Source organism: Streptomyces fungicidicus (genome assembly GCF_003665435.1).
Taxonomy (GTDB): Bacteria; Actinomycetota; Actinomycetes; order Streptomycetales; family Streptomycetaceae; genus Streptomyces; species Streptomyces fungicidicus.
This window is the reverse complement of record NZ_CP023407.1, coordinates 1,083,006-1,105,840: the sequence shown is the minus strand read 5'-3', so window position 1 is coordinate 1,105,840 and position 22,835 is coordinate 1,083,006. Positions and strand designations below refer to the sequence as shown.

Here is a 22,835-nt window from a genome sequence, read left to right as displayed (position 1 = left end):
CACGGCCGTGTGTCGCTCGACGACGGGGTGATCGGTCGGGTGGGCGATCCGGGGTCCGCTCAGCGGACCCCGTTCAGGAACTCCGTCCAGCTGCCCGGTGAGAAGAGCAGCGCGGGCCCGTCCGGGGCCTTGGAGTCGCGCACGGCGAGCAGTCCGGCCAGGGCTCCGGTGGTCGGCCGGGCCGTCTCCACACAGTTGTTCGCCCCCGTGCTGTAGCTGCTGCGCAGCCACCGGGCATCGCGCAGTGCGGGGCTGGAAGGGATGGTCCGAGGCGGTGCGGGCATCGTGCCTCCTTACACGCCGGCTGCGGCACCGGCGATGAAATCCAACGAGTCCTCGGGCGAAAGGGCGTGGATCGAAAGGGCGTTGAAGGCCTCCGAGTAGGCCCGGAGGTCTTCTTTCCGCTCGAGGTGGAGGCTACTCGTCAAGTGGTCGAGAACAACCACATCCAGATCAGAAGTGCGCGAAAATGAAAAGATTACGAAAGGACCTGTCACGCCGATATGCGCACCGGCGGTGAAGGGCAGGACCTGCAGGCGCACCTGGGGCAGCCGGGCCGCCTCGACCAGCCGGTTCAGCTGCCGGGACATCACACCGGGACCGCCGACCTCCCGGCGCAGCACCGCCTCGTCCAGGACCGCGCTCAGCTCCAGCGGCGGCTCCGCCCGCAGCACGTCCTGCCGGGCAAGCCGCACCTCCACCAGCGCGTCCAGCCGTTCCTCCGACGCGCCCTCCAGCGCCGCCTCCGTCACCGCGCGGGCGTACTCCGGCGTCTGCAGCAGTCCGGGAATCACCGTGGTCTCCAGGGTGCGCATCGCGCTGGCCTGCGACTCCAGGCTGATGAAGTCCCGGTAGGTGGGCGGCAGTACGCCCCGGTAGGCGTGCCACCAGTGGTGCCGGCCGCCGTCGTCACCGGAGCCCGAGAGGACCAGCAGCAACTGCCGCAGCTGCGGATCGCCGACACCGTAGACGTCGAGCAGCAGCCGCACGTCGGCCGGTTTCACCCCGCTCGTGCCCGTCTCGATCCGGCTCACCTTCGACTGGTGCCAGCCCGCCAGCCGGGCCGCCTCACCACTGGTGAGGTTGGCCGAGGTGCGCAGCGCGCGCAATTCGGCGCCCAGCTTCCGGCGGCGCACCGCGGGACCGTTCTGCATGGGCTTCTCCTTACTCCTTCCGAGCCGCCCGGATACGCTCTCCCGTCGCAGAGTTCACCGCTTCGGGCGACAGATATATGCATATCTTGGTGGATCGCCGCCCAGCGCCGTGCGGTGATGGCAGTCTGACGACGAACCACCAGTGCGGGACCGTACTCGAACCAGCCGCCCCGTGCCGGACCGCGGTTCCGTGGGAAAGGGACGACGTCGCCATGGCAGACCATCTGGAAGCATCCGTCACTCTGCCGAGCGATCCCGGCTCGGTCTCCGCCGCCCGTGCGCATGTGGTGGGCACGCTGGAGGAATGGGGGATGCCGGCGGACGCGGAACTGTGCGACACCGTCCGGCTGATCGTCTCCGAGCTCGCCACCAACGCGGTGCAGCACACGTTCGGGCAGTCCCCCACGTTCACGGTGGACATCGTCCTGATCCGTGACGAGCGGGTGCACATCGGGGTGACGGACAGCCACCCGGGGTTCCCCAAGCGGCTGCCCGCGGCGGTTCAGCAGGACAACGGCCGCGGGCTGGTCATCATTCGCTGGCTGACCGCGGAGTGCGGCGGCAGGCTGAGGATCCGCCCCACGCGTGAGGGTGGCAAGACGGTCTCGGTGGAGCTCCCGTGGGCCGCCCAGGCCGTCCAGACCGCCCAGGCCGCCGAGACGGTCACGGCGGCGGGCCGGCGGGAGCAGTAGGCGCCCTCTCGTCCACGGACGTCGGGACGGCGGGCCCCTCGGTGCCGCCGCCCCCGCGGATCACCTCACCCGGCCGTACGAGACGCTGCGGGTCCAGATCTTCTGCAGGCGCACCACGTCCCCGGTCTTCGGGGCGTGCCAGATCTTGCCCTTACCCGCGTAGATGCCGACGTGGTAGACGTAGCCGCCCGAGTGGAAGAACACCAGGTCTCCCGCCTTGCGACTCTTGGCGGAGACATGGCGTGTGTGGTTGTACTGCTGGTCGGCGGTGCGCGGCAGCTTCTTGCCCGCCTTCTTGAACGAGTACAGCGTCAGACCGGAGCAGTCGAACCTGTTCGGCCCTATGGCGCCCCACTGGTAGGGGGAGCCCTTCTTGGAAGCGGCGATGTGCAGCGCCTTGGTGGCCAGGCCCGCGGCCGCGGCCTCCGAGGCGGCTCCCGGGACCGCGATGGTGCCGCCCACGGCGGCCAGGGTGAGGGCCGAGGCCGTGCCGGCCCGGGCCATGAGAGACGGGACACGATTGAGCGCAGTCATGCGCAACCCTTCGTCAGCCGCCTGTGAAGGATGACCTGTCGGATTCGGGCTGGCGAAGTGGCCCGGCCGCACGAGTGCGGCTTCACCCCAAGGACTGCTCGGAACTGACGCTCCGGCGGCCCGTCGTGCTTGGGTCCTCCACTCCTGCCGATCCACTCCTGTCGACCCGTCATCCGGGCGGCGGCAGGACTCGGCGTCCGCCCGGATCGCCCCGCCGCGGCGGCGGGGTCTTGTCGTCAGTCAGGGATCTTGGCTCATGGCGCGATCGAAAACCCAACGGAACGGGTGGTTTGTGTTGTTACTCACCACTCATCCGTTCGGGTGGACACCCCACTGTTCGGGGAGTCGGCCGACACCCGGCGGAGTCGCGGACCAGCGGTGGAACGACTCATTCCGGCATTCGGGTGCGCAGGGTGAGCAACTTCGGCGCCCCGAAAACAGCAGGTTCGTCTACGCCGGATGGTGGTAAGCCGTTTGGTCCGTTTCAACCCCGGCCGGGGCGCACCGCCGACCGGGGTCGTCGTGCCGGGTGCGCGCGGGTCAACTGCCGGACTCGGGCGGCAGGGTGACCCGGGCCGTGCGCCGTTCGCCGTCCAGCACCCGCAGGGCCCGGGCCAGCGTGGCGGAGTGCAGCTCGCTCTCGCCGCGCCCGTGCATCAGGGTCAGCGCGTCGCGCAGCGCGATCGCCTTGCCGACCAGCGCCTGGGCGGCACGCAGCCCGCGGTAGGTGTCGCCGCCGAGGGCGGGATTGACCCGGCCGAGCAGGTCGACGGCCTCGAGGTAACGGTCGATCAGCTCGGCCTCCGCGCGGGTCAGCGCGGGCAGCGGAGGCAACTCGGGGGGCAGCACCGGCGGCTCACCTCGCGCCTGAGGCGGGCGAGAGGCTCCTGCGGTGGGGCACGACGCGGTCCGCCAGGCCGTACTCGACCGCCGCCCCGGCGTCGAGGACCGTGTCCCGCTCGATGTCCGCCCGGACCTGTTCCGCGGTGCGGCCGGTGTGGCGGACCAGCATCTCCTCCATCCGGGCCCGGATGCGGTTCAGCTCCTCGGCCTGGATCGCCAGGTCGCTCGTCTGTCCCTCGACGGGCTCCAGGAGGACGGGCTGACGGAGCACGAGGCGGGAGCCGGGCAGTACGAGCCGCTTGCCCGGGGCGCCGGCGGCCAGCAGTAGCGCGGCGGCCCCCTCCGCCTGGCCCAGGCAGACGGTCTCCACGTCGCAGGTGACGTAGCGCAGCGTGTCGTGGATCGCCGACATGGCGTGGAAGGAGCCCCCGGGGGAGTTGATGTACAGCGAGATGTCCTGGTCCGGGGCGTGGTGCTCCAGGTACATGAACTGGGCCATCACATCGTTCGCGGAGGTCTCGTCGATCCGTGTCCCGAGGATGACGATCCGTTCCTGGAGCAGCTTCGCGTACGGGTCCATCGTCCGTTGCCCGGACATCGTGCGTTCGGTGAACTCGGGCAGGACGTGCCGGGCGGACGGTCGGGTCATGAGAGCCCCTCCTGTCTGGTTGCCTCTGTAAAAAATGTACAGGACGTACGTGACGTTATGATGGGTTCATGGCCTACGAGATTCCGGTTACCCAAGCCAGGGCTGAGCTCGCCGACCTCATCAACCGAGTGGTGTACGGCGGTGAGCGGGTCGTCGTGACCCGGCACGGTAAGCCTCTCGTCGCCCTTGTGTCCGCCGACGACCTGCGACGACTCGAAGAGCAGGGGGAGCGCCCGGAGCCCGCGGAGGAGCCGGTGATCAGCACGGTGGCCGGCGTCCGCGAGGTCCCGTCCGCTCCCCGCGAACGGCAGCGCTTCGGCATCGCGGCGGAGCACCGGGGGACGGCCACGTCGTGAGCCGGCCGGTCGTGAGCCGGCCATACGGAACCGCGCACCCCCGTCCCCGTCCGCTGCCGCCGCTCTCCTCGGTTAACGTCCCCGAAACGACTCCCGGCTAGCCTGCCGAGCCACGCCGCCGGGGGTGGGCCCGGACGGCCGCGGCGCCCGGGTCCTCACGGTCCGGGGCGAGGACTGTGAGGTGGGAAGCCGTGCAACTGACCCCGCACGAGCAGGAGAGGCTGCTCATCCATGTCGCGGCCGACGTGGCGGACAGGCGCCGGGCCCGCGGGCTGCGGCTGAACCATCCCGAGGCGGTCGCCCTCATCACCTCGCACCTCCTCGAGGGCGCCCGCGACGGCCGTACCGTCACCGAACTCATGGCGTCCGGACGCCGGGTGCTCACCCGGGACGACGTGATGGAGGGCGTTCCGGAGATGATCCACGACGTCCAGGTGGAGGCGACCTTCCCGGACGGCACCAAGCTCGTCACCGTCCACGACCCGATCGTCTGACGGGGGAGCGGCCGCCGTGATTCCCGGAGAGATCCTGTTCGCCGACGACCCGATCGCCTACAACACGGGCCTCGAGGTCACCCCGCTGACCGTCCTCAACGCCGCCGACCGGCCAGTCCAGGTCGGCTCCCACTACCACTTCGCCGAGGCCAACCCGGGACTGGAGTTCGACCGGGCGGCGGCGCGCGGAAAGCGGCTGAACGTCGCCGCGGGCACCGCCGTACGGTTCGAGCCCGGCATCCCCGTCGAGGTGGAACTCGTCCCGCTGGCCGGGGCCCGTGTGGTGCCCGGGCTGCGGGGGGAGACGGGGGGCGCGCTCGATGCCTGAGATCTCCCGCCCCGCCCACGCCGACCTGTTCGGCCCGACCACCGGTGACCGCATCCGGCTCGCCGACACCGACCTGCTGATCGAGATCGAGGAGGACCGCTCCGGCGGCCCCGGACGCGCGGGCGACGAGGCGGTCTTCGGCGGGGGCAAGGTCATCCGCGAGTCCATGGGCCAGTCCCGGGCCACCCGGGCGGACGGTACCCCGGACACGGTCGTCACCGGCGCGGTCGTCGTCGACCACTGGGGCGTCGTCAAGGCCGACATCGGCATCCGCGACGGCCGGATCACCGGCATCGGCAAGGCCGGCAACCCCGACACCATGGACGGCGTCCACCCGGACCTGGTCATCGGGCCCGAGACCGAGATCATCGCGGGCAACGGGCGGATCCTGACCGCCGGCGCCATCGACGCGCACGTGCACTTCATCTGCCCGGGGATCGCCGACGAGGCGCTGGCCTCCGGCGTCACCACCCTGGTCGGCGGGGGCACCGGACCCGCCGAGGGCTCCAAGGCGACCACCGTCACGCCCGGCCCCTGGCACCTGGCGCGGATGCTGGAGGCGATGGAGGCGTACCCGCTCAACATCGGTCTGCTCGGCAAGGGCAACACCGTCTCCCGGGAGGCGTTGCTCTCGCAGATCAGGGGCGGCGCGGTCGGGCTGAAGCTGCACGAGGACTGGGGGTCCACCCCCGCCGTCATCGACGCGGCGCTGACCGTCGCCGACCGGACCGGGGTCCAGGTCGCCATCCACACCGACACCCTCAACGAGGCCGGTTTCGTGGGCGACACGCTCGCCGCGATCGCCGGGCGCGGCATCCACGCCTACCACACGGAGGGCGCCGGCGGCGGGCACGCGCCGGACATCATGACCGTGGTCTCCGCACCGCACGTGCTGCCCAGCTCCACCAATCCGACCCGGCCGTTCACCGTCAACACCGTCGAGGAGCACCTCGACATGCTGATGGTGTGCCACCACCTGAACCCGGCCGTACCGGAGGACCTCGCCTTCGCCGAGTCCCGGATCCGGCCGTCCACCATCGGCGCCGAGGACGTGCTGCACGACCTCGGCGCCATCTCGATCATCTCCTCCGACTCCCAGGCCATGGGGCGGGTCGGCGAAGTGATCATGCGGACCTGGCAGACGGCCCATGTGATGAAGCGGCGGCGCGGCGCGCTCCCCGGCGACGGGCGCGCCGACAACCACCGGGTACGTCGGTATGTCGCCAAATACACCATCAACCCGGCGCTCGCCCAGGGCCTGGCCCGCGAGACCGGCTCCGTGGAGAGCGGCAAACTGGCCGATCTCGTGCTGTGGGACCCGGCGTTCTTCGGCGTCAAGCCGCTCCTCGTCCTCAAGGGCGGGCAGATCGCCTATGCGCAGATGGGCGACGCCAACGCCTCCATACCGACCCCGCAGCCCGTCCTCCCCCGCCCGATGTACGGGGCGATCGGGCGGGCGCCCGCCGCCAACTCGGTCAACTTCGTGGCGGAGCAGGCCGTCGAGGCGGGTCTGCCGGAGCGGCTGGGGCTGGGCAAGCGGTTCGTGACCATCGACTCCACCCGTGGGGTGACCAAGGCGGACATGCGGGAGAACGACGCGATGCCGGACGTACGGATCGACCCGGACAGCTTCGCCGTGTACGTCGACGGGGAACTGGTCGAGGCGGCACCGGCCGCCGAACTGCCCATGGCCCAGCGGTACTTCCTCTTCTGATGTCCAGGGGAACGCTTCTCGTCCTGGCCGACGGCCGGTTTCCCGCCGGGGGGCACGCGCACTCCGGCGGCGCCGAGGCCGCGGTCCGGGCCGGGAGGGTCACCGGGGCGGCGGGTCTGGAGGAGTTCTGCCGGGGGCGGCTGCACACCTCGGGGCTGGTGGCGGCGGGGCTCGCCGCCGTCGCGGCGCTCGGGGCCGATCCGGTGGCGCTGGACGCGGCCGCCGACGCGCGGACGCCCTCGCCCGCGCTGCGGCTGGCCGGGCGGCGGCTGGGGCGGCAACTTGTGCGGGCCGGGCGTGCGGTGTGGCCCTCCGGTGAACTCGACGCCCTGACGCGGGAGTTTCCCAAGGGGGCGCATCAGCCGGTGGTGCTGGGGGTGGTCGCGCGGGCGGCGGGGCTCGGGGCTGCCGACGCGGCGTACTGCGCGGCGTACGAGAGTGTGAGCGGGCCGGCTTCGGCGGTGGTGCGGTTGCTGGGGCTCGATCCCTTCGACGCGGTGGGGGTGTCGGCGCGGCTGGCGCCCGAGGTGGACGGGGTGGTGGAGCGGGCGGTGGTGGCGGCGCGGGGGGTTGCTGCGGAGGGGGTCGACGTGTTGCCGGCGGCGTCCGCGCCGTTGCTGGAGGTTTTCGCGGAGGGGCATGCGGGGTGGGGTGTGCGGCTGTTCGCGACGTGAGGGGTGGTCGCCCCCTCCGCCCCTTCCCTTCCCGTTCCCCGGGGGCTTCGCCCCCGGACCCCCTGTCGGCCTGAACGGCCTCGTCCTCAAACGCCGGACGGGCTGCACACTGGAGGCGTCTCATGCATCTTGACCACTCTCCCTTTCCCGACGGGCCCGCCGTCGGTGGCGACTTCCGGCGGGCGGACGGGGGGCGGCGGGCGTTGCGGATCGGGCTCGGGGGGCCCGTCGGGTCCGGGAAGACCGCCACCGTCGCCGCGCTCTGCCGGGCGCTGCGCGACGAGGTGTCGCTCGCCGTCGTCACCAACGACATCTACACCCGTGAGGACGCCGAGTTCCTGCTCCGGGAGGCCGTGCTGCCGCCCGAGCGGATCACCGCCGTGGAGACCGGGGCGTGCCCGCACACCGCGATCCGGGACGACATCTCCGCCAACCTCGAAGCGGTGGAGGACCTGGAGGACGAGGCAGGACCGCTGGACCTCGTCCTCGTCGAGTCCGGCGGGGACAACCTCACCGCCACCTTCTCCCGGGGGCTCGTCGACGCGCAGATCTTCGTCATCGACGTGGCGGGCGGGGACGACATCCCGCGCAAGGGCGGACCCGGGGTGACCACCGCCGACCTGCTGGTCGTCAACAAGACCGACCTCGCCCCGTACGTCGGCTCGGACCTCGCCCGCATGGCCGCCGACGCCCGGGCCCAGCGGGCCCACCTGCCCGTGGTCTTCCAGTCGTTGCGCGACGAGGACGGGGTGCGTGCCGTCGCCGGCTGGGTGCGGGAGCGGCTCGCCGCGTGGACGGCGTGAGGACCGACGGTGTGCGCGCCGTGGCCCGGGTCCGCGCCCGCCCCGACGGCCGGGGCGGGACCTGTCTGCCCGTGCTGGAGAGCGACGGGCCGCTGGCCCTGCGGCGGACCCGGGGGAGCGGCGCCGAGGCACACGTCATGCTGGTCGGCGCCATGAGCGGACCGCTCGGCGGGGACCACCTCACGGTGCTGGCGGACGTGGAGGCGGGCGCCCGGCTCCGGTTCGGATCGGCCGCCGCCACCCTCGCCCTGCCCGGCCGGCATCCGGGCGCGGCGCGCTACGACGTGGCGATCACCGTCGCCGGGGGCGGCGAACTGCACTGGCTGCCCGAGCAGTTGATCTCCGTGCGGGGGAGCGAGCTGTACGTCGCCACCCGGGTCGACCTCGACGCCGGGGCGCGGCTCGTGCTGCGGGAGGAGCAGATACTGGGGCGGAGCGGGGAGCAACCCGGACGGCTCACCTCCCGTCTGACCGTGCGGATCGCGGGGCGTACCGTCCTCGACCAGGAGCTTGCCTGCGGACCCGGAGCCCCCGGCGGCTGGGACGGCCCCGCCGTGCTCGGCGGGCACCGGGCCGTTGGACAGCTCCTCGTCTCACGACCCGAGTTCGACGAGAAACCGGTCGGCGCGAGGCAGCTGGACGAGGGCGCCGCCGTGTTCCCGCTGGCCGGCCCCGCCGTGCTGGTCGGCGCCGTGGCGCCCGACGCGCTGCGGCTGCGGCGCCTCCTCGACGGGGCCCCCGCCTCCTTCACGACCGCGTCCGATTGACGGAACACTCTTATCCGGTTATCGGATTGGCAAAATAGGGCGTCGGCCCCTGTCCCGGCGACTTCACAGCGGAGAGGATCCCCTGTACCCATCGCAACGATGTAGGGGGAGGCCCCACTTGAGGGACAGCAGACCGAAGAAGCGGGCGGCGGCGCTCGGTTCGGCCGGAGTGCTCGTCACGGCGACGCTCATAGCCGGCGCCGTCGCGGCACCGGTGGCGAGCGCGACGGCGGACACCCACCACGGCAAGGACCGCGAGGCCAGGGGAGTGGCGATCGCCGCCGCCCGGGCCGCGAAGACCGGCATCGACTGGCAGGACTGCCCCGCCGACTGGAACCTCGCCAAGCCCATCCAGTGCGGCTGGGTCTCGGTTCCGCTCGACTACGCCAAGCCCGACGGCAAGCAGATCAAGCTCGCCGTCGACCGCGTCGCCAGCACCGGCACCCAGGGCGAGCGTCAGGGCGCCCTGCTGTACAACCCCGGCGGCCCCGGCGGTTCCGGCCTGCGCTTCCCGGTCCGGGTGACCGGCAAGAACCCGGTCTGGGCCAACACCGCCAAGGCGTACGACTTCGTGGGCTTCGACCCCCGCGGGGTCGGCAAGTCCGCGCCCATCTCCTGCGCCGACCCGCAGGAGTTCGTCAAGGCGCCCAAGATGGACCCGGTGCCCCGCTCGGAGGCCGACAAGCTCGTTCAGCGCAAGCTCGCCCGCGAGTACGCCGAGGGCTGCTACGAGCGCAGCGGCGCGATGCTGCCGCACATGACCACGCCGAACAGCGCACGCGACCTCGACGTCATCCGCGCCGCCCTCGGCGAGAAGAAGCTCAACTTCCTCGGCGTCTCCTACGGCACCTACCTCGGCGCCGTCTACGCCACCCTCTTCCCGGGCCACGTCCGCCGCATGGTGGTCGACAGCGTCGTCAACCCCTCCCGCGAGAAGATCTGGTACCAGGCCAACCTGGACCAGGACGTCGCCTTCGAGGGCCGCTGGAAGGACTGGCAGGACTGGGTCGCCGCGAACGACGCCGTCTTCCACCTCGGTGCCACCCGCGACGCCGTCCAGGCCCAGTGGCTGAAGCTGCGCGCCACCGCCGAGAAGAAGCCGCTCGGCGGCCTCGTCGGACCCGCCGAGCTGATCGGCTTCTTCCAGAGCGCCCCGTACTACGACTCCGCGTGGGTGCCGGTCGCGACCGTCTTCAGCCAGTACGTCGCCGGTGACACCCAGGCACTCGTCGACGCCGCCGCCCCCGACCTCTCCGACACGGCCGGCAACGCGGCCTCGGAGAACGGCAACGCCGTCTACACGGCGGTGGAGTGCACCGACGCCAAGTGGCCCACCAGCTGGCAGAAGTGGGACCGCGACAACACCCGGCTGCACGCCGACCACCCGTTCATGACCTGGGCCAACGCCTGGATGAACCTGCCCTGCGCCACCTGGCCGGTCAAGCAGCAGACGCCTGTCGACGTCAAGTCCGGCAAGGGCCTTCCGCCGGTGCTGATCGTCCAGGCCGAGCGGGACGCGGCCACCCCGTACGCGGGCGCCGTCGAACTGCACCGGCGGCTCGAGGGCTCCCGGCTCATCACCGAGAAGGGCGCCGGGTCCCACGGCGTCACCGGCCTGGTCAACTCCTGCGTCAACGACCGGGTCGACACCTACCTGCTCACCGGCAGGGTGGACCGGTCCGACGTGACGTGCGCCCCGCACGCCACGCCCAAGCCGTAGCACCCGGGCCGTACGGCACGAGGGGCGGCCGGAAGTCTCCGGCCGCCCCTCCTGTCGTGTCCGCGAGGGCGGATCAGCCGCGCGGCACGCGCGGGAAGCGGCGCTTCTCCTCCGGCCCGCGCTCGGCGTCCGCGGCCTTGGCGTCGGCCGCGTACTGGTCGACGTACTCCTGCTCGGAGAGGGTGAGGATGGCGTACATGATCTCGTCGGTGGCCGCCCGCAGGACAGCCTTCTCGGTCTCCATCCCCGCGTAGCGCGAGAAGTCCAGCGGCTCGCCGAAACGGATCACCACCGGGTGGATCCGGGGAATCTTCCTGCCGGGCGGCTGCGCCTCGAACGTGCCGATCATCGCGCAGGGGATCACCGGCACGCCCGCCTTCAGGGCCATCACCGCGACGCCGACCTTGCCCTTGTAGAGGCGGCCGTCGTGCGAGCGCGTGCCCTCCGGGTAGATGCCGAGCAGTTCCCCCTTGTCCAGCACGCCGAGGCCCTCCCGGATGGCGGCCTGTCCGGCCTCCTTGCCGGAGCGGTCGACGGGGATCTGCCCCGCGCTGTGGAAGAAGAACGCCGTCAGCCGGCCCTTGAGGCCGGGGCCGGTGAAGTACTCGGCCTTGGCGAGGAAGGTGATGCGCCGCTTGAGCACGGCCGGCATCAGGAAGTGGTCCGAGAACGAGAGATGGTTGCCGGCGACGATGGCGGCGCCGGACGACGGCACATGTTCCAGGCCCTCTATTCGCGGCCGGAAGACCAGGCGCAGCAGAGGGCCCAACAGCACGTACTTGAGCAGGTAGTAGAACAAGTGCACGCTCCTCGACTCCGGCGGACGGGTGGTGCCGCCGCGTCCCAGCAGGCCGTCCGGCACGTCGTGGGGTGCCAGTCTAGGTGCGCGCACCACCGCCCGGCACCACGTGCGACGCGACGGAACGTACCGGTCCGGCACGTTGAGCGCCCGTCAGGGGGCGACGCCGGGGGTAGGCTCACCGCCATGCGGATCTCCGTCTCCTCCGACATGGACGAACCCGTGGCCCGCGCCCTCCTCGCCGAGCTCCGCGAACGCGGCCACGAGGTGCGCGCGCACGGCGCCCTCAGCCCCGGGGACGACACGCAGTGGGCCGTCTGCTCCGAGGCGGCGGCCCGCGAGGTCGCCTCCGGCACGGCCGACCAGGCGGTGGTGTGCTGCTGGACCGGCACCGGCGCCTCGATCGCCGCGAACAAGGTGCCCGGCGTCCGGGCCGCGCTGTGCACGGACGCCGGCACGGCGGACGGAGCGCGCCGCTGGAACGACGCCAACGTGCTGGCGCTCAGCCTGCGGCTGACGTCCGGGCCGCTGCTGAAGGAGATCCTCGACGCCTGGTTCGCCGGCGTGCCCAGCGACGACCCGGAGGACCGGCGCAACGTGGAGCGCACGGCACGGCTCGACCGGGAGCGCGCCGGCTCCTGACGCGTGCTCACAGCCGCACCACGACCAGCGCCGTGTCGTCGGTGGCGCCGCCGGACGGCAGCAGTTCCAGCAGCACGGTGTCCGCGAGCCTCTCGGGATCCTGGGCCCGGTGGCGGTGCAGGGCCTCGGCGAGCCGGTGCAGACCCGTGTCGATGTCCTCCCGGCGCCGTTCGACCAGACCGTCGGTGTAGAGCACCAGGGTCGCCCCCGGCGAGAACCCGGTGACCGCCTCCGGCCTCGGCGCCGGGTCGGGCTGCGCGTCGAGCGGCGGGTCGGTGGCCCGGTCGAGGAACTCCACGCGGCCGTCGTGATGGACCAGCACGGGCGGCGGATGTCCGGCGCTGCTGTAGGTGATGGTGTGCCGGTCGAAGTCGACGAACGTCATCACCGCGGTCGCGGACTCGGCGCCGTCCACCACATGGGCGTAGCGGCCCACGACGTTCAGCGCCTGCGCCGGCCCGTCCGCCACGCGCGAGGCGGCGGTCAGCGCGCTGCGCAGCTGCCCCATCACCCCGGCCGCCGCCAGACCGTGCCCGACCACGTCGCCCACGGACACGCCGATGCGGTTCCCGCCCACCAGGTCGACCAGGTCGTACCAGTCCCCGCAGACGTTCAGCGCCCCCACCGCGGGCTGGTAGCGCACCGCGGCCCGGTGATGGCCCAACAGCTGCCGGCGGGCGGGCAGCATCGCCTCCTGCAGCGACAGGGCCACCTCGCGTTCCCGGGCGTGCGCCCGGCGCAGCCGGTTGTTGAGGTCCTGCAGCTCACGGGCGCGGGTGTACAGCTCGGCCTCCAGCACCCGCCCCCGGCCGTCGCCCGCGCCGCCCCGGACCCGGAGCAGCTCGGTGACCTCCTCCACCCGGTGCACGATCAGCCCGATCCGCCCGTCGGGGCCGCGCACCGGGGTGTTCACCGGGCTCCAGTAGCGCTCCTCCCACACCCCGGAGTGCTCGGGGCTCTCCACGTCGTAGCGCTGCACGGCCATGGTGTCGCGCTCACCCGTGGACAGGACCCGCAGCAGCGAGGCGCGCAGGTGGTGCGCGCCGGTCGCCTCCGGGTCGTTCGGGTTGTCCGGGAAGACGTCGAACAGATAGCGGCCCAGGAGATCCTCGCGGGACCGCCCCGACCCGCGGACGAACGCCTCGTTGACGTCCGCGTAGATCAGCTCCGGGGTCAGCAGCGCCACCATGCCGGGGAGTGCCTGGTAGACCGCCGCGTAGTCGATCGGCGCCTCCGCCATGGGCCATCGCCTCATTCCAGCGGCGCGGTCAGTGACTGCTCCGCCCATATGATCTTCCCGTCGGGGACGAACCGGGTGCCCCACCGCTGGGCCAGCTGGGAGACCAGCAGCAGCCCGCGCCCGCCCTCGTCCGTGGCGCGGGGATGGCGCAGATGGGGTGCCGTGGCGCCGCCGTCCAGCACCTCGCACACCAGCGTGCGCTCGTGGATCAGCCGCAGCCGGACGGGGCCGGAGGCGTAGCGGATGGCGTTGGTGACCAGCTCGCTGACGACCAGCTCGGTGGTGAAGGCCAGCTCGTCCAGCCCCCAGCGGCTCAGCTGCCCGGTGGCCGTCCTGCGGGCCTCGGCCACGACGGCCGGATCGGCGGGCAGGTCCCACGCCGCCACATGGCCGCGGTCGAGCCGTTTGGTGCGGGCCATCAGCAGGGCCACGTCGTCGTACGGACGGGTCGGCACCAGTGCGTCCACCACGGCCCGGCAGCTCAGCTCCAGAGTGGGCCCGGACGTCTCCAGCGCCTGCCGCAGCCGGATCCGGTCGGTGTCGACGGCCCCGTTCCGGTCGGAGGGCAGCAGCAGACCGTCGGTGTGCAGGGCGAGCGTGCTGCCCTCGGGCAGGGTCAGCTCCACCGACTCGAACGGCGGGCCTCCCACGCCCAGCGCGGGCCCTTCCGGAAGGTCCACGAAGGTGACCGAGCCGTCCGGCGCGATCACGGCGGGCGACGGATGACCCGCGGCGGCCATCGTGCACTGCCCGTCCACGGGGTCGTAGACCACGTACACGCAGCCGGACCCCACGGGATGACCGTAGGTGCCCTCCGGCCCGGCGCCCTCGTCCCCGGCCGACCGGTCCACCAGGTCGTCCAGGTGGGCGAGCACCTCCTCGGGCGGCAGGTCCAGCGCGGCCAGGGTCCGTACCGCGGTCCTCAGCCCGCCCATGGCCGCGGCGGCGTCGATGCCGTGCCCGTGCGCCTCGCCGACGATGAGCGCGACACGGGCGCCGGACAGCGGGATCAGGTCGTACCAGTCGCCGCCGAGACCGGTCAGCTCGTCGGCCGGGCGGTAGCAGGCGGACACCTCGACGGCGTCCTGCTCGGGCAGGTGCAGGGGGAGCAGGCTGCTCTGCAGGACGAGCGCCGCGTTCCGCTCGCGGGCGTAGCGCCGGGCGTTGTCCAGGCAGACCGCGGCGCGGGAGACGAGGTCCTCGGCGAGGTGCAGGTCGTCCGCGTTGAAGGGCTCGTCGAGGCGGCGCCGGAAGAAGCCGGTGAGGCCCAGGGTGACGCCCCGGGCCCGGATCGGCACGATCATCACGCTCCGCAGCCCCAGTTCCAGGAAGGTCGGCTCGGGTTCGCCCGGCGGTCCCACGACCCATCCCGTGGCGAGCGGATCGAGCTGTTCCTGATGCCAGGACCGGCCCGTGCTCAGACACCGGATCGGCGGCGAGTCGGCCAGGTAGGCCACCGCCTCGCCGGCCCGCACGACGGTCCGCGGCAGGTCCTTGTAGAGCGAGCGGTGACCCGCGCGGCGCAGCGGCACCCTGCCGGTCCCGGCGATCGGCCCGGGCGGCAGCTCGGCACCCCGCAGCACCGTCTCCAGCAGGTCGACGACGACGAACTCCGCGAGCCCCGGAACGGCCACGTCGGCCAGCTCCTGCGCGGTGCTCATGATGTCCAGGGTGCGGCCGATGCGCTTGCCGGCCAGGTCGAGCAGGGCGAGGCGCTGACGGGCCCGGTGCCGGTCGGTGACGTCCACGACGGTGTAGTACACGCCTATCGGGCGGCCCTCCTCGTCGTCGAGGCGGGTGAACGACAGCATGTGCGCGCTCTCCCGCAGCGGCGCCGAGCGGACCCGGCCCACGTGCTCGTAGCCGACCACCCGCTCGCCGGACTCCAGCACCTGCCGCATCCGCGCCTCGACGGACTCGAAGTCCATGCCCGGCTGGACGTCCGAGAGCCGCAGCCCCAGGCGCTGCGCGGGCGGGCCGCCGCCGAACTGTTCCAGCGCGGCGTTGGACCACACGAAGCGCAGGTCCGTGTCGACGATCGCGATCCCGATGGACGCCCCGGTGACCATCTGCTCCAGGACCGCGCGGCTCATGTCCCAGCCGGGGGCCCCGTTCATCTCGGAGAGCAGCACCAGCAGCGACCCCTCCCCGCCCTGGCCGGTGGCCGCCGTGATCCGCGTCATGACGCGCAGGGTCCGCCCGTCCCGGTGCCGGGCAGTCATCAGCCCCGCCCAGCCGCCGTCCGCACCGCACCGCCCGATCAGCCCGGGCACCCGCTCGGCGTCCCCGGCGGCCAGCAGACCGGCGAAGTCCTTGCCCACCGCCTCGGACGGCGGGTATCCCAGGAGCCGCTCGGCCTGACCGGTCCAGCCGGTCACCGCCCCCCGCGGATCCAGCAGCAGGGGCACGGCGTCGGCCGCGTCGAACCCCTGCCGGGCCACGTCCTGCTCCTTGTGTCCGCCCACGGCCGACCTCTCTGTCGCTGAGAGTGGTCTACCCCCTCTTGCCCCCATCTTCACCCTTGGAGCGGATAAGGGCTTTTCGGGCCGTGCGTCCCCCCGCCGGATCCGGCGGGGGGACGCACGGCGGGGCTCAGATCTGCCGGGACAGGACCTTCTCCAGGGTCCGCAGGGCTCCCTGTAGCTCCTCCGCCGTGACGGTCAGGGGCGGAGCCAGCCGGATGGTGGAGCCGTGGGTGTCCTTGACCAGGACGCCCTCCCGCATCAGCCGCTCGCTGATCTCGCGGCCGGTGCCCAGCGCGGGGTCGACGTCCACGCCCGCCCACAGGCCGCGGGAGCGGAAGCCGGCCACGCCCTTGCCGACGAGCGACTCCAGACCCTCGCGCAGGATCCCGCCCAGTTCCTCCGCCCGGCGCTGGAACTCGCCCGTCTCCAGCAGCTCCACCACGGCCGTACCCACCGCCGCGGCCAGCGGATTGCCGCCGAAGGTCGACCCGTGCTCACCCGGATGGAGCACCTCGAGGACCTCCCGCCGGGCCACCACGGCCGACACCGGGACGATGCCGCCGCCCAGCGCCTTGCCGAGCAGCACCACGTCCGGGACCACCGACTCGTGCTCCACGGCGAGCGTGCGCCCGGTGCGGCCCAGGCCCGACTGGATCTCGTCCGCGATGAACAGGCACCCCTTGCGGAGGGTCAGCTCCCGCACCCCGGCGAGATAGCCGTCGTCCGGCACGACCACGCCCGCCTCGCCCTGCACCGGCTCGATCAGCACCGCGGCCGTCGTCTCGTCGACCGCCGCCTCCAGCGCCGCCAGGTCGTTGTACGGCACCACCCGGAACCCCGGGGTGAACGGCCCGAACCCGCTCCGCGCGACCTCGTCCGTCGAGAAGCTCACGATCGTGGTCGTACGGCCGTGGAAGTTGTCCGCCGCCACCACGATCGTCGCCCGGCCGTCCGGGACGCCCTTCACGTCGTAGGCCCACTTGCGGGCCACCTTGATCCCGCTCTCCACCGCCTCCGCGCCGGTGTTCATGGGCAGCACCATGTCGAGACCGGTCAGCGCGGCCAGCCGCTCCGCGAACTCGGCGAGCCGGTCGTTGTGGAACGCGCGCGAGGTCAGCGTGAGCCGGTCCAGCTGGCGGTGCGCCGCCTCGACCAGCGCCGGATGCCGGTGGCCGAAGTTCAGAGCCGAGTAGCCGGCCAGCATGTCGAGGTACCGGCGGCCCTCCACGTCCTCCACCCACGCGCCCTCCGCGCGGGCGACGACCACGGGCAGCGGATGGTAGTTGTGCGCGAGGACGGGCTCCTCCGCGCCGATCAGCTCGGCGGACGAACGCGCGGGTACGGCAGAGGTCATGAGCGGATCTCCTGAGTGCAGCACTTGATGCTCCCGCCTGCCTTGTGGAACTCGGACAGGTCGACGGGAACGGGAACGTAACCGCGGTCGGCGAGCCGGGCGGCGAGGGCCGTGGCCCCCGGGGAGACGAAGACGTGGCGGCCGTCGGAGACGGAGTTCAGCCCGAACGCCATCGCGTCCTCACGGGTCGCGAGCACCGCGTCCGGGTACAGCCGGGCCAGCACCTCACGACTGCCCGGCGAGAACGCCTCCGGGTAGTACGCGACGTTCTCCTCGTCCAGCGTGAACAGCGCCGTGTCCAGGTGGTAGAAGTACGGATCCACCAGCGTCAGGCCGATCACCGGCACCCCGAAGAACTCCTGCGCCTCACGGTGCGCCCGCGGGGTGGTGCGGAACCCGGTGCCGGCGAGGATCCAGCGCCCGGCGGGCACCAGGTCGCCCTCGCCCTCGCACACCGACTCGGAATGATGGACCTCGTACCCCTCGGCCTTGAACCAGGCCTCGTAGGGCACGGACTCCGGGCGCCGCTCCGGCGCCCGGAACAGCGAGCCGAAGACGCGGCCCGCCACGACGACCGCCGCGTTCGCGGCGAACACCATGTCGGGCAGAGCGGGCTCGGGCTTCACGGTCTCCACGGTATGACCGTGCTCGCGGTAGGTGTCGATCAGCTTCCGCCACTGGCGTTGGGCGAGGGCGACGTCGACGGGACGGTCGGGATGCATCCAGGGATTGATCGCGTACCGGACGGCGAAGTGTCTGGGTTCGCAGACCAGGAATCGCCGCCGGGACGCCACACGGAAGTCGGGCACAGAGGGGTTCCTCCGCTTCCACGCGGTCTCGACAGGGGTGCTTCCACGGTAGGAACCGGCCGGGACGGGCGACAAGGAACGAGAGCTGCGCGTACCCGCAGGATCACTGCGTGTTCACACCGCGCCACGCACGTCTGCTGCGCCGTCGGGGGCCGGCTGGCTCACTCCCGCCTCAGGACTGTCGGGCAGCAGATGGGACAGCACCATCACGCTGATCGTCTTGCGGATGAACGGCTCCTGGCGGATCCGCTCCAGCACCTCCTCGAAGTGCTCCACGTCCCGCGCCCGCACGTGCAGCAGCGCGTCCGCGCCCCCGGTCACCGTCATGGCCGCGGCGATCTCCGGGTGGTTGCGCACCACCTCCGCCAGCCGCCGGGGCGGCGCCGCGCCCTCGCAGTACACCTCGACGTACGCCTCGGTGCGCCAGCCCAGCGCCGACGGGCGCACCGTCGCCGTGAACCCGGTGATCACCCCGGTCTCCCGCAGCCGGTCCACCCGGCGCTTGACCGCCGTCGACGACAGCCCGACGGCCGCGCCGATCTCGGCGAACGACGTCCTGGCGTTCGCCATCAGCGCGGTGACGATCTTCCGGTCGAGTTCGTCGAACGAAGCGGGCCTGCTGTTCATGCGGGCACTGTATCCAGCGGGAACGCCCGTGGCCGGGGCATGTCCAGACGTGGAAATCACCCCTACACTCCACCTTCATGCTGCGCGCCCTCGCCGTCGACGACGAACGCCCCTCGCTGGAGGAACTGCTCTACCTGCTGCACGCCGACCCCCGCATCGGCAGCGCCGAGGGCGCGGGCGACGCCACCGAGGCGCTGCGCCGCATCAACCGCGCCCTGGAGTCGGGGCCCGACGGGCCCGACGCCATCGACGTGGTCTTCCTCGACATCCAGATGCCCGGCCTCGACGGCCTCGACCTCGCCCGGCTGCTCACCGGGTTCGCCCGGCCGCCGCTGGTCGTGTTCGTCACCGCCCACGAGGACTTCGCCGTCCAGGCCTTCGACCTGAAGGCCGTCGACTACGTGCTCAAACCGGTCCGCAGGGAACGGCTGGCCGAGGCGGTCCGCCGCGCCGTGGAACTGCGCGCCGCGGGCCGGCACGGGACCGCCGCCCCGCGCATCCCCGTGCACGAACCCGACCCCGACCACATACCCGTCGAACTCGGCGGGGTGACCCGCTTCGTCGCCGTCGACGACATCACCCACGTCGAGGCCCAGGGCGACTACGCCCGCCTGCACACCGGCCGGGCCAGCCACCTCGTGCGGATCCCGCTGTCCACCCTGGAGGAACGCTGGCGCTCCCGCGGCTTCGTCCGCATCCACCGCCGCCATCTGGTCGCCCTGCGCCACATCGGCGAGCTCCGGCTCGACACGGGCACCGTGAGCGTCCTGATCGGCTCCGAGGAACTCCAGGTCAGCCGGCGGCACGCCCGTGAACTGCGGGACCTGCTGATGCGCCGGACCACGAGCTAGGCGGGGGAGGACCCGTGCCCCAGGACCCGACCGAACGCCGCGTGGTCGTCACCGGCCCGCCCCGCCGCGCCCGCCGCTCCTCCGGCTACTACCGGCCGCGCACGGAGATCGACGAGCAGACCACCCTCGGCCACACCTACGTCCGCTCCCTGATGCGCATCCAGCTGCGCACCGGACTCGCCGTGTTCGCCGTCCTCGTCCTGCTCATCGGCCCGATCCCGCTGGTCTTCGCCGCCGCCCCCGACGCCCGCCGCCTGGAGTGGGCGGTGCTCGGCTTCGGCCTGTACCCGCCGCTCGTCCTGCTCGCCCGCTGGTACGTCCGCCGAGCCGAACGCAACGAACGCGACTTCGTGCGGCTCGTCGAGGACCGCTGAGACCGGAACCCACCGCACCGTGAACTCCACCTACGCCGTCCCGGCCGTCGCCCTGGTCGCCCTCGCGACCGTCCTCGTCGGCGCCTTCGGCCTGCGCATATCCCGCACCACCTCCGACTTCTACGTCGCCTCCCGCACCGTCGGCCCCCGCCTCAACGCGGCCGCCATCAGCGGGGAGTACCTCTCCGCCGCCTCCTTCCTCGGCATCGCGGGGCTGGTCCTCGTCCAGGGCCCGGACATGCTCTGGTACCCGGTCGGCTACACCGCCGGCTATCTGGTGCTGCTGCTGTTCGTCGCCGCCCCGCTGCGCCGCTCCGGCGCCTACACCCTGCCCGACTTCGCCGAGGCCCGGCTCGCCTCGCAGACGGTGCGGCGGCTCGCCGGCGCCTTCGTCGTCGGCGTCGGCTGGCTGTACCTGCTGCCCCAGCTCCAGGGCGCCGGGCTCACCCTGACCGTCCTCACCGGAGCGCCGGACTGGCTCGGCGGGGTGATCGTCGCCGTGGTGGTGACCGTCATCGTCGGCGCGGGCGGCATGCGCAGCATCACCTTCGTCCAGGCCTTCCAGTACTGGCTGAAGCTCACCGCCCTGCTCGTCCCCGCCCTCTTCCTGGTCGTCGCCTGGCAGAGCGACGGCGCCCCCAGCCACGCCTTCGACGAGCCGGCCGCCTTCCGCGAACAGCGGGTGGTCCGCATCGACGACACCCTCGACCTGCGGCTCACCGCACCGCTCACCGTCACGGTGGACGGCACCGTCGACGGCCGCGCCCTCGACGGCACCGAGACCCGCCTGCCCGCCGGCGCCCACCGCGTCGACGGCGGCACCCGGCTCACCTTCGCGGCGGGCGCCGAGGTGCCCGCCGCCGGACGCGGAGCCGACGACGCCCTGTCGCCCTCCCGGGCCGAGTCCCGCGAGGAACGCCCGCTGTACGCCACGTACGGGCTGATCCTCGCCACCTTCTTCGGCACCATGGGCCTGCCCCACGTGGTGGTCCGCTTCTACACCAGCCCGCACGGCGTCGCCGCCCGCCGCACCACCGTCGCGGTCCTCGGCCTGATCGGCGCCTTCTACCTCCTCCCGCCGGTGTACGGCGCCCTCGGCCGTCTCTACGCGCCCGAGCTCACCCTCACCGGCGACGCGGACGCCGCCGTCCTGCTGCTGCCAGGCCGGATGATCGGCGGAACCGGCGGCGACCTGCTCGGCGCGCTGGTCGCCGGGGGCGCCTTCGCCGCGTTCCTGTCGACGGCCTCCGGACTCACCATGGCCGTGGCCGGGGTGCTCACCCAGGACGTGCTCCCCTCGCGCGGCGTACGGCACTTCCGGCTCGGCACCGTCCTCGCGATGGCCGTGCCCCTCGGGGCGAGCCTCCTGGTCGGCGGACTGCCGGTGGCCGACGCCGTCGGGCTCGCCTTCGCCGTCTCCGCCTCGTCGTTCTGCCCGCTGCTGGTCCTCGGCATCTGGTGGCGCCGGCTGACCCCGCCCGGCGCGGCGGCCGGGATGCTGGTGGGCGGCGGCTCCGCGTTCGCCGCCGTCGCCGCGACCATGGCCGGCTACCCGGTCAGCGGCCCCCTGCACGCCCTGCTGGCCTGGCCCGCTCTGTGGTCGGTGCCGCTGGGCTTCCTCACCATGGTCCTCGTCTCGCTGGCCACCCCCGGCCGGGTGCCGCCCGGCACCGCGTCGGTGCTGGCCCGCTTCCATCTGCCGGAGGAACTGCGCACGGAGGTGTCCGCGTGAGCGGTTTCCTCGCCGGTCTGCTGGTCGCCGTCCTGCCCCTGCTGGCCGCGGGGTTCTGGATCGGCCGGCGCACCGCACGGCCCGCCGGCCTCGCCGGGCTCGGCACCCCCGTCGAGCACGCCACCTTCGAGACCCTGCACACCGCCTCCCTGGCGACGCCCCCGCTCCGGGCCGGCCTCACCGAGGAGACCGCGGGCAAGTCCGCCCGCAAACTGCGCTCCCTGCTGGGCACGGACGCCCTGTGCCTCACCGACCGCGAACAGGTCCTCGTCTGGGACGGCGCCGGCGCCCATCACCGCACCGAGATCATGGAACGCCTCACCGGCCCCCTCGACACCGGCCGCGGCGAGGCCTTCCCGCTCACCTGCGACACCCCCGACTGCTCGGTCCGCTGGGCGGTCGTCACCCCGCTCACCGTCGACGACCGGGTGCTCGGCGCGCTCGTCGCCTGCGCGCCGCGCGAGTCCGCCGTCCTGGTCAGGGCCGCCGGGGAGGTCGCCCGCTGGGTCTCCGTCCAGCTCGAACTCGCCGACCTCGACCAGTCCCGCACCCGTCTCATCGAGGCCGAGATCAGGGCGCTGCGGGCGCAGATCTCCCCGCACTTCATCTTCAACTCGCTCGCCGTGATCGCCTCGTTCGTGCGCACCGACCCGGAACGGGCCCGTGAACTGCTTCTGGAGTTCGCCGACTTCACCCGCTACTCGTTCCGCAGGCACGGCGACTTCACCACGCTCGCCGACGAACTCCACGCCATCGACCACTATCTGGCGCTGGTCCGGGCACGCTTCGGCGACCGCCTCTCCGTCACCCTGCAGATCGCCCCCGAGGTGCTCCCGGTCGCGCTGCCGTTCCTCTGCCTCCAGCCACTGGTGGAGAACGCCGTCAAGCACGGGCTGGAGGGCAAGGCCGACAAGTGCCACATCCAGATCACCGCGCAGGACGCCGGCGCCGAGGCCCTCGTCGTCATCGAGGACGACGGCGCCGGAATGGACCCGGGCCTGCTCCGCCGCATCCTGGCCCGCGAGGCCGGCTCCACCGGCGGCATCGGACTGTCCAACGTCGACGACCGGCTCCGCCAGGTGTACGGCGACGACCACGGTCTCGTCATCGAGACCGCCGTGGGCGCCGGCATGAAGATCACCGTCCGGCTGCCGAAGTACCAGCCGGGCGTGCACCTGGCGGGACGGCTCACCCCGAGATGAGACCGGCGGCCG

25 protein-coding genes and 1 riboswitch are annotated in these 22,835 nt (G+C 72.7%); of the genes, 14 read left to right on the top strand and 11 right to left on the bottom strand.

From position 1 onward, the window contains the following. Positions 1 to 59 precede the first annotated feature (59 nt). Together CNQ36_RS04890 and CNQ36_RS04885 are read right to left on the bottom strand one after the other, a co-directional pair. On the bottom strand, positions 60 to 284 hold the full coding sequence (locus CNQ36_RS04890) for a DUF397 domain-containing protein (protein WP_004934522.1): 225 nt from the start codon (positions 282 to 284) through the stop codon (positions 60 to 62). A gap of 9 nt (positions 285 to 293) precedes the next feature. Further along, a complete protein-coding gene (locus CNQ36_RS04885) occupies positions 294 to 1,154 on the bottom strand; it encodes a helix-turn-helix domain-containing protein (RefSeq protein ID WP_004934525.1) in 861 nt (286 codons plus the stop codon). 212 nt (positions 1,155 to 1,366) lie between these two features. Between CNQ36_RS04885 and CNQ36_RS04880 the strand changes: the two genes are divergently transcribed. Beyond that, on the top strand, positions 1,367 to 1,846 hold the full coding sequence (locus CNQ36_RS04880; RefSeq protein ID WP_121545068.1) for an ATP-binding protein: 480 nt from the start codon (positions 1,367 to 1,369) through the stop codon (positions 1,844 to 1,846). 60 nt (positions 1,847 to 1,906) lie between these two features. Here CNQ36_RS04880 and CNQ36_RS04875 read toward each other — a convergent pair whose 3' ends face one another. The 3 genes from CNQ36_RS04875 to CNQ36_RS04865 form a co-directional block, all read right to left on the bottom strand. Further along, the gene (locus CNQ36_RS04875; RefSeq protein WP_121545067.1) at positions 1,907 to 2,380 is read right to left on the bottom strand and encodes a C40 family peptidase; all 474 of its coding nucleotides are present in this window, start codon (positions 2,378 to 2,380) and stop codon (positions 1,907 to 1,909) included. A 3-nt stretch (positions 2,381 to 2,383) separates the two neighbouring features. Then, positions 2,384 to 2,573, bottom strand: a riboswitch (cyclic di-AMP (ydaO/yuaA leader). A gap of 347 nt (positions 2,574 to 2,920) precedes the next feature. Then, positions 2,921 to 3,229 carry a hypothetical protein gene (locus CNQ36_RS04870; protein ID WP_121545066.1) on the bottom strand — a complete coding sequence of 103 codons (309 nt, stop codon included), beginning with the start codon at positions 3,227 to 3,229 and terminating at the stop codon, positions 2,921 to 2,923. Positions 3,230 to 3,236: 7 nt separating this feature from the next. Beyond that, positions 3,237 to 3,872 carry an ATP-dependent Clp protease proteolytic subunit gene (locus CNQ36_RS04865; protein WP_121545065.1) on the bottom strand — a complete coding sequence of 212 codons (636 nt, stop codon included), beginning with the start codon at positions 3,870 to 3,872 and terminating at the stop codon, positions 3,237 to 3,239. A 68-nt stretch (positions 3,873 to 3,940) separates the two neighbouring features. Here CNQ36_RS04865 and CNQ36_RS04860 point away from each other — a divergent pair, with 68 nt between their 5' ends. From CNQ36_RS04860 to CNQ36_RS04825, 8 genes are all read left to right on the top strand, one after another. Next, positions 3,941 to 4,228 carry a type II toxin-antitoxin system Phd/YefM family antitoxin gene (locus tag CNQ36_RS04860; protein WP_004934536.1) on the top strand — a complete coding sequence of 96 codons (288 nt, stop codon included), beginning with the start codon at positions 3,941 to 3,943 and terminating at the stop codon, positions 4,226 to 4,228. Between the two features lie 191 nt (positions 4,229 to 4,419). Next, on the top strand, positions 4,420 to 4,722 hold the full coding sequence (locus CNQ36_RS04855) for an urease subunit gamma (RefSeq protein WP_040907763.1): 303 nt from the start codon (positions 4,420 to 4,422) through the stop codon (positions 4,720 to 4,722). A 16-nt stretch (positions 4,723 to 4,738) separates the two neighbouring features. After that, on the top strand, positions 4,739 to 5,050 hold the full coding sequence (locus tag CNQ36_RS04850; protein WP_004934540.1) for an urease subunit beta: 312 nt from the start codon (positions 4,739 to 4,741) through the stop codon (positions 5,048 to 5,050). Then, positions 5,043 to 6,764, top strand: coding sequence for an urease subunit alpha (locus tag CNQ36_RS04845; protein WP_121545064.1), 1,722 nt, complete (start codon positions 5,043 to 5,045; stop codon positions 6,762 to 6,764). Before CNQ36_RS04850 ends, CNQ36_RS04845 begins: the two co-directional genes overlap by 8 nt. Beyond that, the gene (locus CNQ36_RS04840; protein ID WP_121545063.1) at positions 6,764 to 7,438 is read left to right on the top strand and encodes an urease accessory protein UreF; all 675 of its coding nucleotides are present in this window, start codon (positions 6,764 to 6,766) and stop codon (positions 7,436 to 7,438) included. The genes CNQ36_RS04845 and CNQ36_RS04840 overlap by 1 nt, the downstream gene beginning before the upstream one ends. A 122-nt stretch (positions 7,439 to 7,560) precedes the next feature. Further along, on the top strand, positions 7,561 to 8,241 hold the full coding sequence (ureG, locus tag CNQ36_RS04835; RefSeq protein WP_121545062.1) for an urease accessory protein UreG: 681 nt from the start codon (positions 7,561 to 7,563) through the stop codon (positions 8,239 to 8,241). Then, a complete protein-coding gene (locus CNQ36_RS04830; protein ID WP_121545061.1) occupies positions 8,229 to 9,008 on the top strand; it encodes an urease accessory protein UreD in 780 nt (259 codons plus the stop codon). Before ureG ends, CNQ36_RS04830 begins: the two co-directional genes overlap by 13 nt. A gap of 118 nt (positions 9,009 to 9,126) precedes the next feature. Beyond that, positions 9,127 to 10,728 (top strand): alpha/beta hydrolase, encoded by a 1,602-nt coding sequence (locus CNQ36_RS04825; protein ID WP_121545060.1) that lies wholly within the window; start codon positions 9,127 to 9,129, stop codon positions 10,726 to 10,728. Positions 10,729 to 10,801: 73 nt separating this feature from the next. Here the strand turns inward: CNQ36_RS04825 and CNQ36_RS04820 are convergent, their stop codons facing one another. Continuing rightward, positions 10,802 to 11,527: a lysophospholipid acyltransferase family protein gene (locus tag CNQ36_RS04820; RefSeq protein ID WP_121548373.1), complete on the bottom strand. Its 726-nt coding sequence runs from the start codon at positions 11,525 to 11,527 to the stop codon at positions 10,802 to 10,804. Between the two features lie 186 nt (positions 11,528 to 11,713). On the opposite strand from CNQ36_RS04820, the gene CNQ36_RS04815 reads away from it, so the two are divergent. Continuing rightward, positions 11,714 to 12,169, top strand: a complete 456-nt coding sequence (locus CNQ36_RS04815) for an RpiB/LacA/LacB family sugar-phosphate isomerase (protein WP_121545059.1) — start codon at positions 11,714 to 11,716, stop codon at positions 12,167 to 12,169. A gap of 7 nt (positions 12,170 to 12,176) precedes the next feature. Here CNQ36_RS04815 and CNQ36_RS04810 read toward each other — a convergent pair whose 3' ends face one another. The 5 genes from CNQ36_RS04810 to CNQ36_RS04790 form a co-directional block, all read right to left on the bottom strand. Beyond that, the gene (locus CNQ36_RS04810; RefSeq protein ID WP_121545058.1) at positions 12,177 to 13,409 is read right to left on the bottom strand and encodes a PP2C family protein-serine/threonine phosphatase; all 1,233 of its coding nucleotides are present in this window, start codon (positions 13,407 to 13,409) and stop codon (positions 12,177 to 12,179) included. 11 nt (positions 13,410 to 13,420) lie between these two features. After that, positions 13,421 to 15,874, bottom strand: coding sequence for a SpoIIE family protein phosphatase (locus CNQ36_RS04805; protein WP_121545057.1), 2,454 nt, complete (start codon positions 15,872 to 15,874; stop codon positions 13,421 to 13,423). Positions 15,875 to 16,001: 127 nt separating this feature from the next. Then, complete coding sequence (rocD, locus tag CNQ36_RS04800) at positions 16,002 to 17,228, bottom strand: ornithine--oxo-acid transaminase (RefSeq protein WP_121545056.1); 1,227 nt, start codon at positions 17,226 to 17,228, stop codon at positions 16,002 to 16,004. Further along, positions 17,225 to 18,037: a dimethylargininase gene (gene ddaH / locus CNQ36_RS04795; protein WP_121545055.1), complete on the bottom strand. Its 813-nt coding sequence runs from the start codon at positions 18,035 to 18,037 to the stop codon at positions 17,225 to 17,227. The genes rocD and ddaH overlap by 4 nt, the downstream gene beginning before the upstream one ends. Positions 18,038 to 18,151: 114 nt before the next feature. Then, complete coding sequence (locus tag CNQ36_RS04790; protein WP_004934565.1) at positions 18,152 to 18,664, bottom strand: Lrp/AsnC family transcriptional regulator; 513 nt, start codon at positions 18,662 to 18,664, stop codon at positions 18,152 to 18,154. Between the two features lie 77 nt (positions 18,665 to 18,741). Here CNQ36_RS04790 and CNQ36_RS04785 point away from each other — a divergent pair, with 77 nt between their 5' ends. Genes CNQ36_RS04785 through CNQ36_RS04770 form a run of 4 tightly spaced genes read left to right on the top strand, consistent with a single transcriptional unit; the run spans position 18,742 to position 22,823 of the window. Then, positions 18,742 to 19,515, top strand: coding sequence for a LytR/AlgR family response regulator transcription factor (locus tag CNQ36_RS04785; protein WP_121545054.1), 774 nt, complete (start codon positions 18,742 to 18,744; stop codon positions 19,513 to 19,515). A 14-nt stretch (positions 19,516 to 19,529) separates the two neighbouring features. Then, positions 19,530 to 19,889 carry a hypothetical protein gene (locus CNQ36_RS04780; RefSeq protein WP_121545053.1) on the top strand — a complete coding sequence of 120 codons (360 nt, stop codon included), beginning with the start codon at positions 19,530 to 19,532 and terminating at the stop codon, positions 19,887 to 19,889. Positions 19,890 to 19,908: 19 nt separating this feature from the next. After that, positions 19,909 to 21,621, top strand: coding sequence for a sodium/solute symporter (locus CNQ36_RS04775; protein ID WP_121545052.1), 1,713 nt, complete (start codon positions 19,909 to 19,911; stop codon positions 21,619 to 21,621). Next, positions 21,618 to 22,823 carry a sensor histidine kinase gene (locus tag CNQ36_RS04770; RefSeq protein ID WP_121545051.1) on the top strand — a complete coding sequence of 402 codons (1,206 nt, stop codon included), beginning with the start codon at positions 21,618 to 21,620 and terminating at the stop codon, positions 22,821 to 22,823. Before CNQ36_RS04775 ends, CNQ36_RS04770 begins: the two co-directional genes overlap by 4 nt. Positions 22,824 to 22,835: the final 12 nt, after the last annotated feature.

Coding starts and splice junctions, on each gene's coding strand:
- CNQ36_RS04885 (WP_004934525.1), bottom strand. CDS start 1,154: ATGCAGAACGGTCCCGCGGTGCGCCGCCGGAAGCTGGGCGCCGAATTG.
- CNQ36_RS04875 (WP_121545067.1), bottom strand. CDS start 2,380: ATGACTGCGCTCAATCGTGTCCCGTCTCTCATGGCCCGGGCCGGCACG.
- ureG (WP_121545062.1), top strand. CDS start 7,561: ATGCATCTTGACCACTCTCCCTTTCCCGACGGGCCCGCCGTCGGTGGC.
- CNQ36_RS04890 (WP_004934522.1), bottom strand. CDS start 284: ATGCCCGCACCGCCTCGGACCATCCCTTCCAGCCCCGCACTGCGCGAT.
- CNQ36_RS04785 (WP_121545054.1), top strand. CDS start 18,742: ATGCTGCGCGCCCTCGCCGTCGACGACGAACGCCCCTCGCTGGAGGAA.
- rocD (WP_121545056.1), bottom strand. CDS start 17,228: ATGACCTCTGCCGTACCCGCGCGTTCGTCCGCCGAGCTGATCGGCGCG.
- CNQ36_RS04840 (WP_121545063.1), top strand. CDS start 6,764: ATGTCCAGGGGAACGCTTCTCGTCCTGGCCGACGGCCGGTTTCCCGCC.
- CNQ36_RS04790 (WP_004934565.1), bottom strand. CDS start 18,664: ATGAACAGCAGGCCCGCTTCGTTCGACGAACTCGACCGGAAGATCGTC.
- CNQ36_RS04865 (WP_121545065.1), bottom strand. CDS start 3,872: ATGACCCGACCGTCCGCCCGGCACGTCCTGCCCGAGTTCACCGAACGC.
- CNQ36_RS04860 (WP_004934536.1), top strand. CDS start 3,941: ATGGCCTACGAGATTCCGGTTACCCAAGCCAGGGCTGAGCTCGCCGAC.
- CNQ36_RS04845 (WP_121545064.1), top strand. CDS start 5,043: ATGCCTGAGATCTCCCGCCCCGCCCACGCCGACCTGTTCGGCCCGACC.
- CNQ36_RS04815 (WP_121545059.1), top strand. CDS start 11,714: ATGCGGATCTCCGTCTCCTCCGACATGGACGAACCCGTGGCCCGCGCC.
- CNQ36_RS04880 (WP_121545068.1), top strand. CDS start 1,367: ATGGCAGACCATCTGGAAGCATCCGTCACTCTGCCGAGCGATCCCGGC.
- CNQ36_RS04810 (WP_121545058.1), bottom strand. CDS start 13,409: ATGGCGGAGGCGCCGATCGACTACGCGGCGGTCTACCAGGCACTCCCC.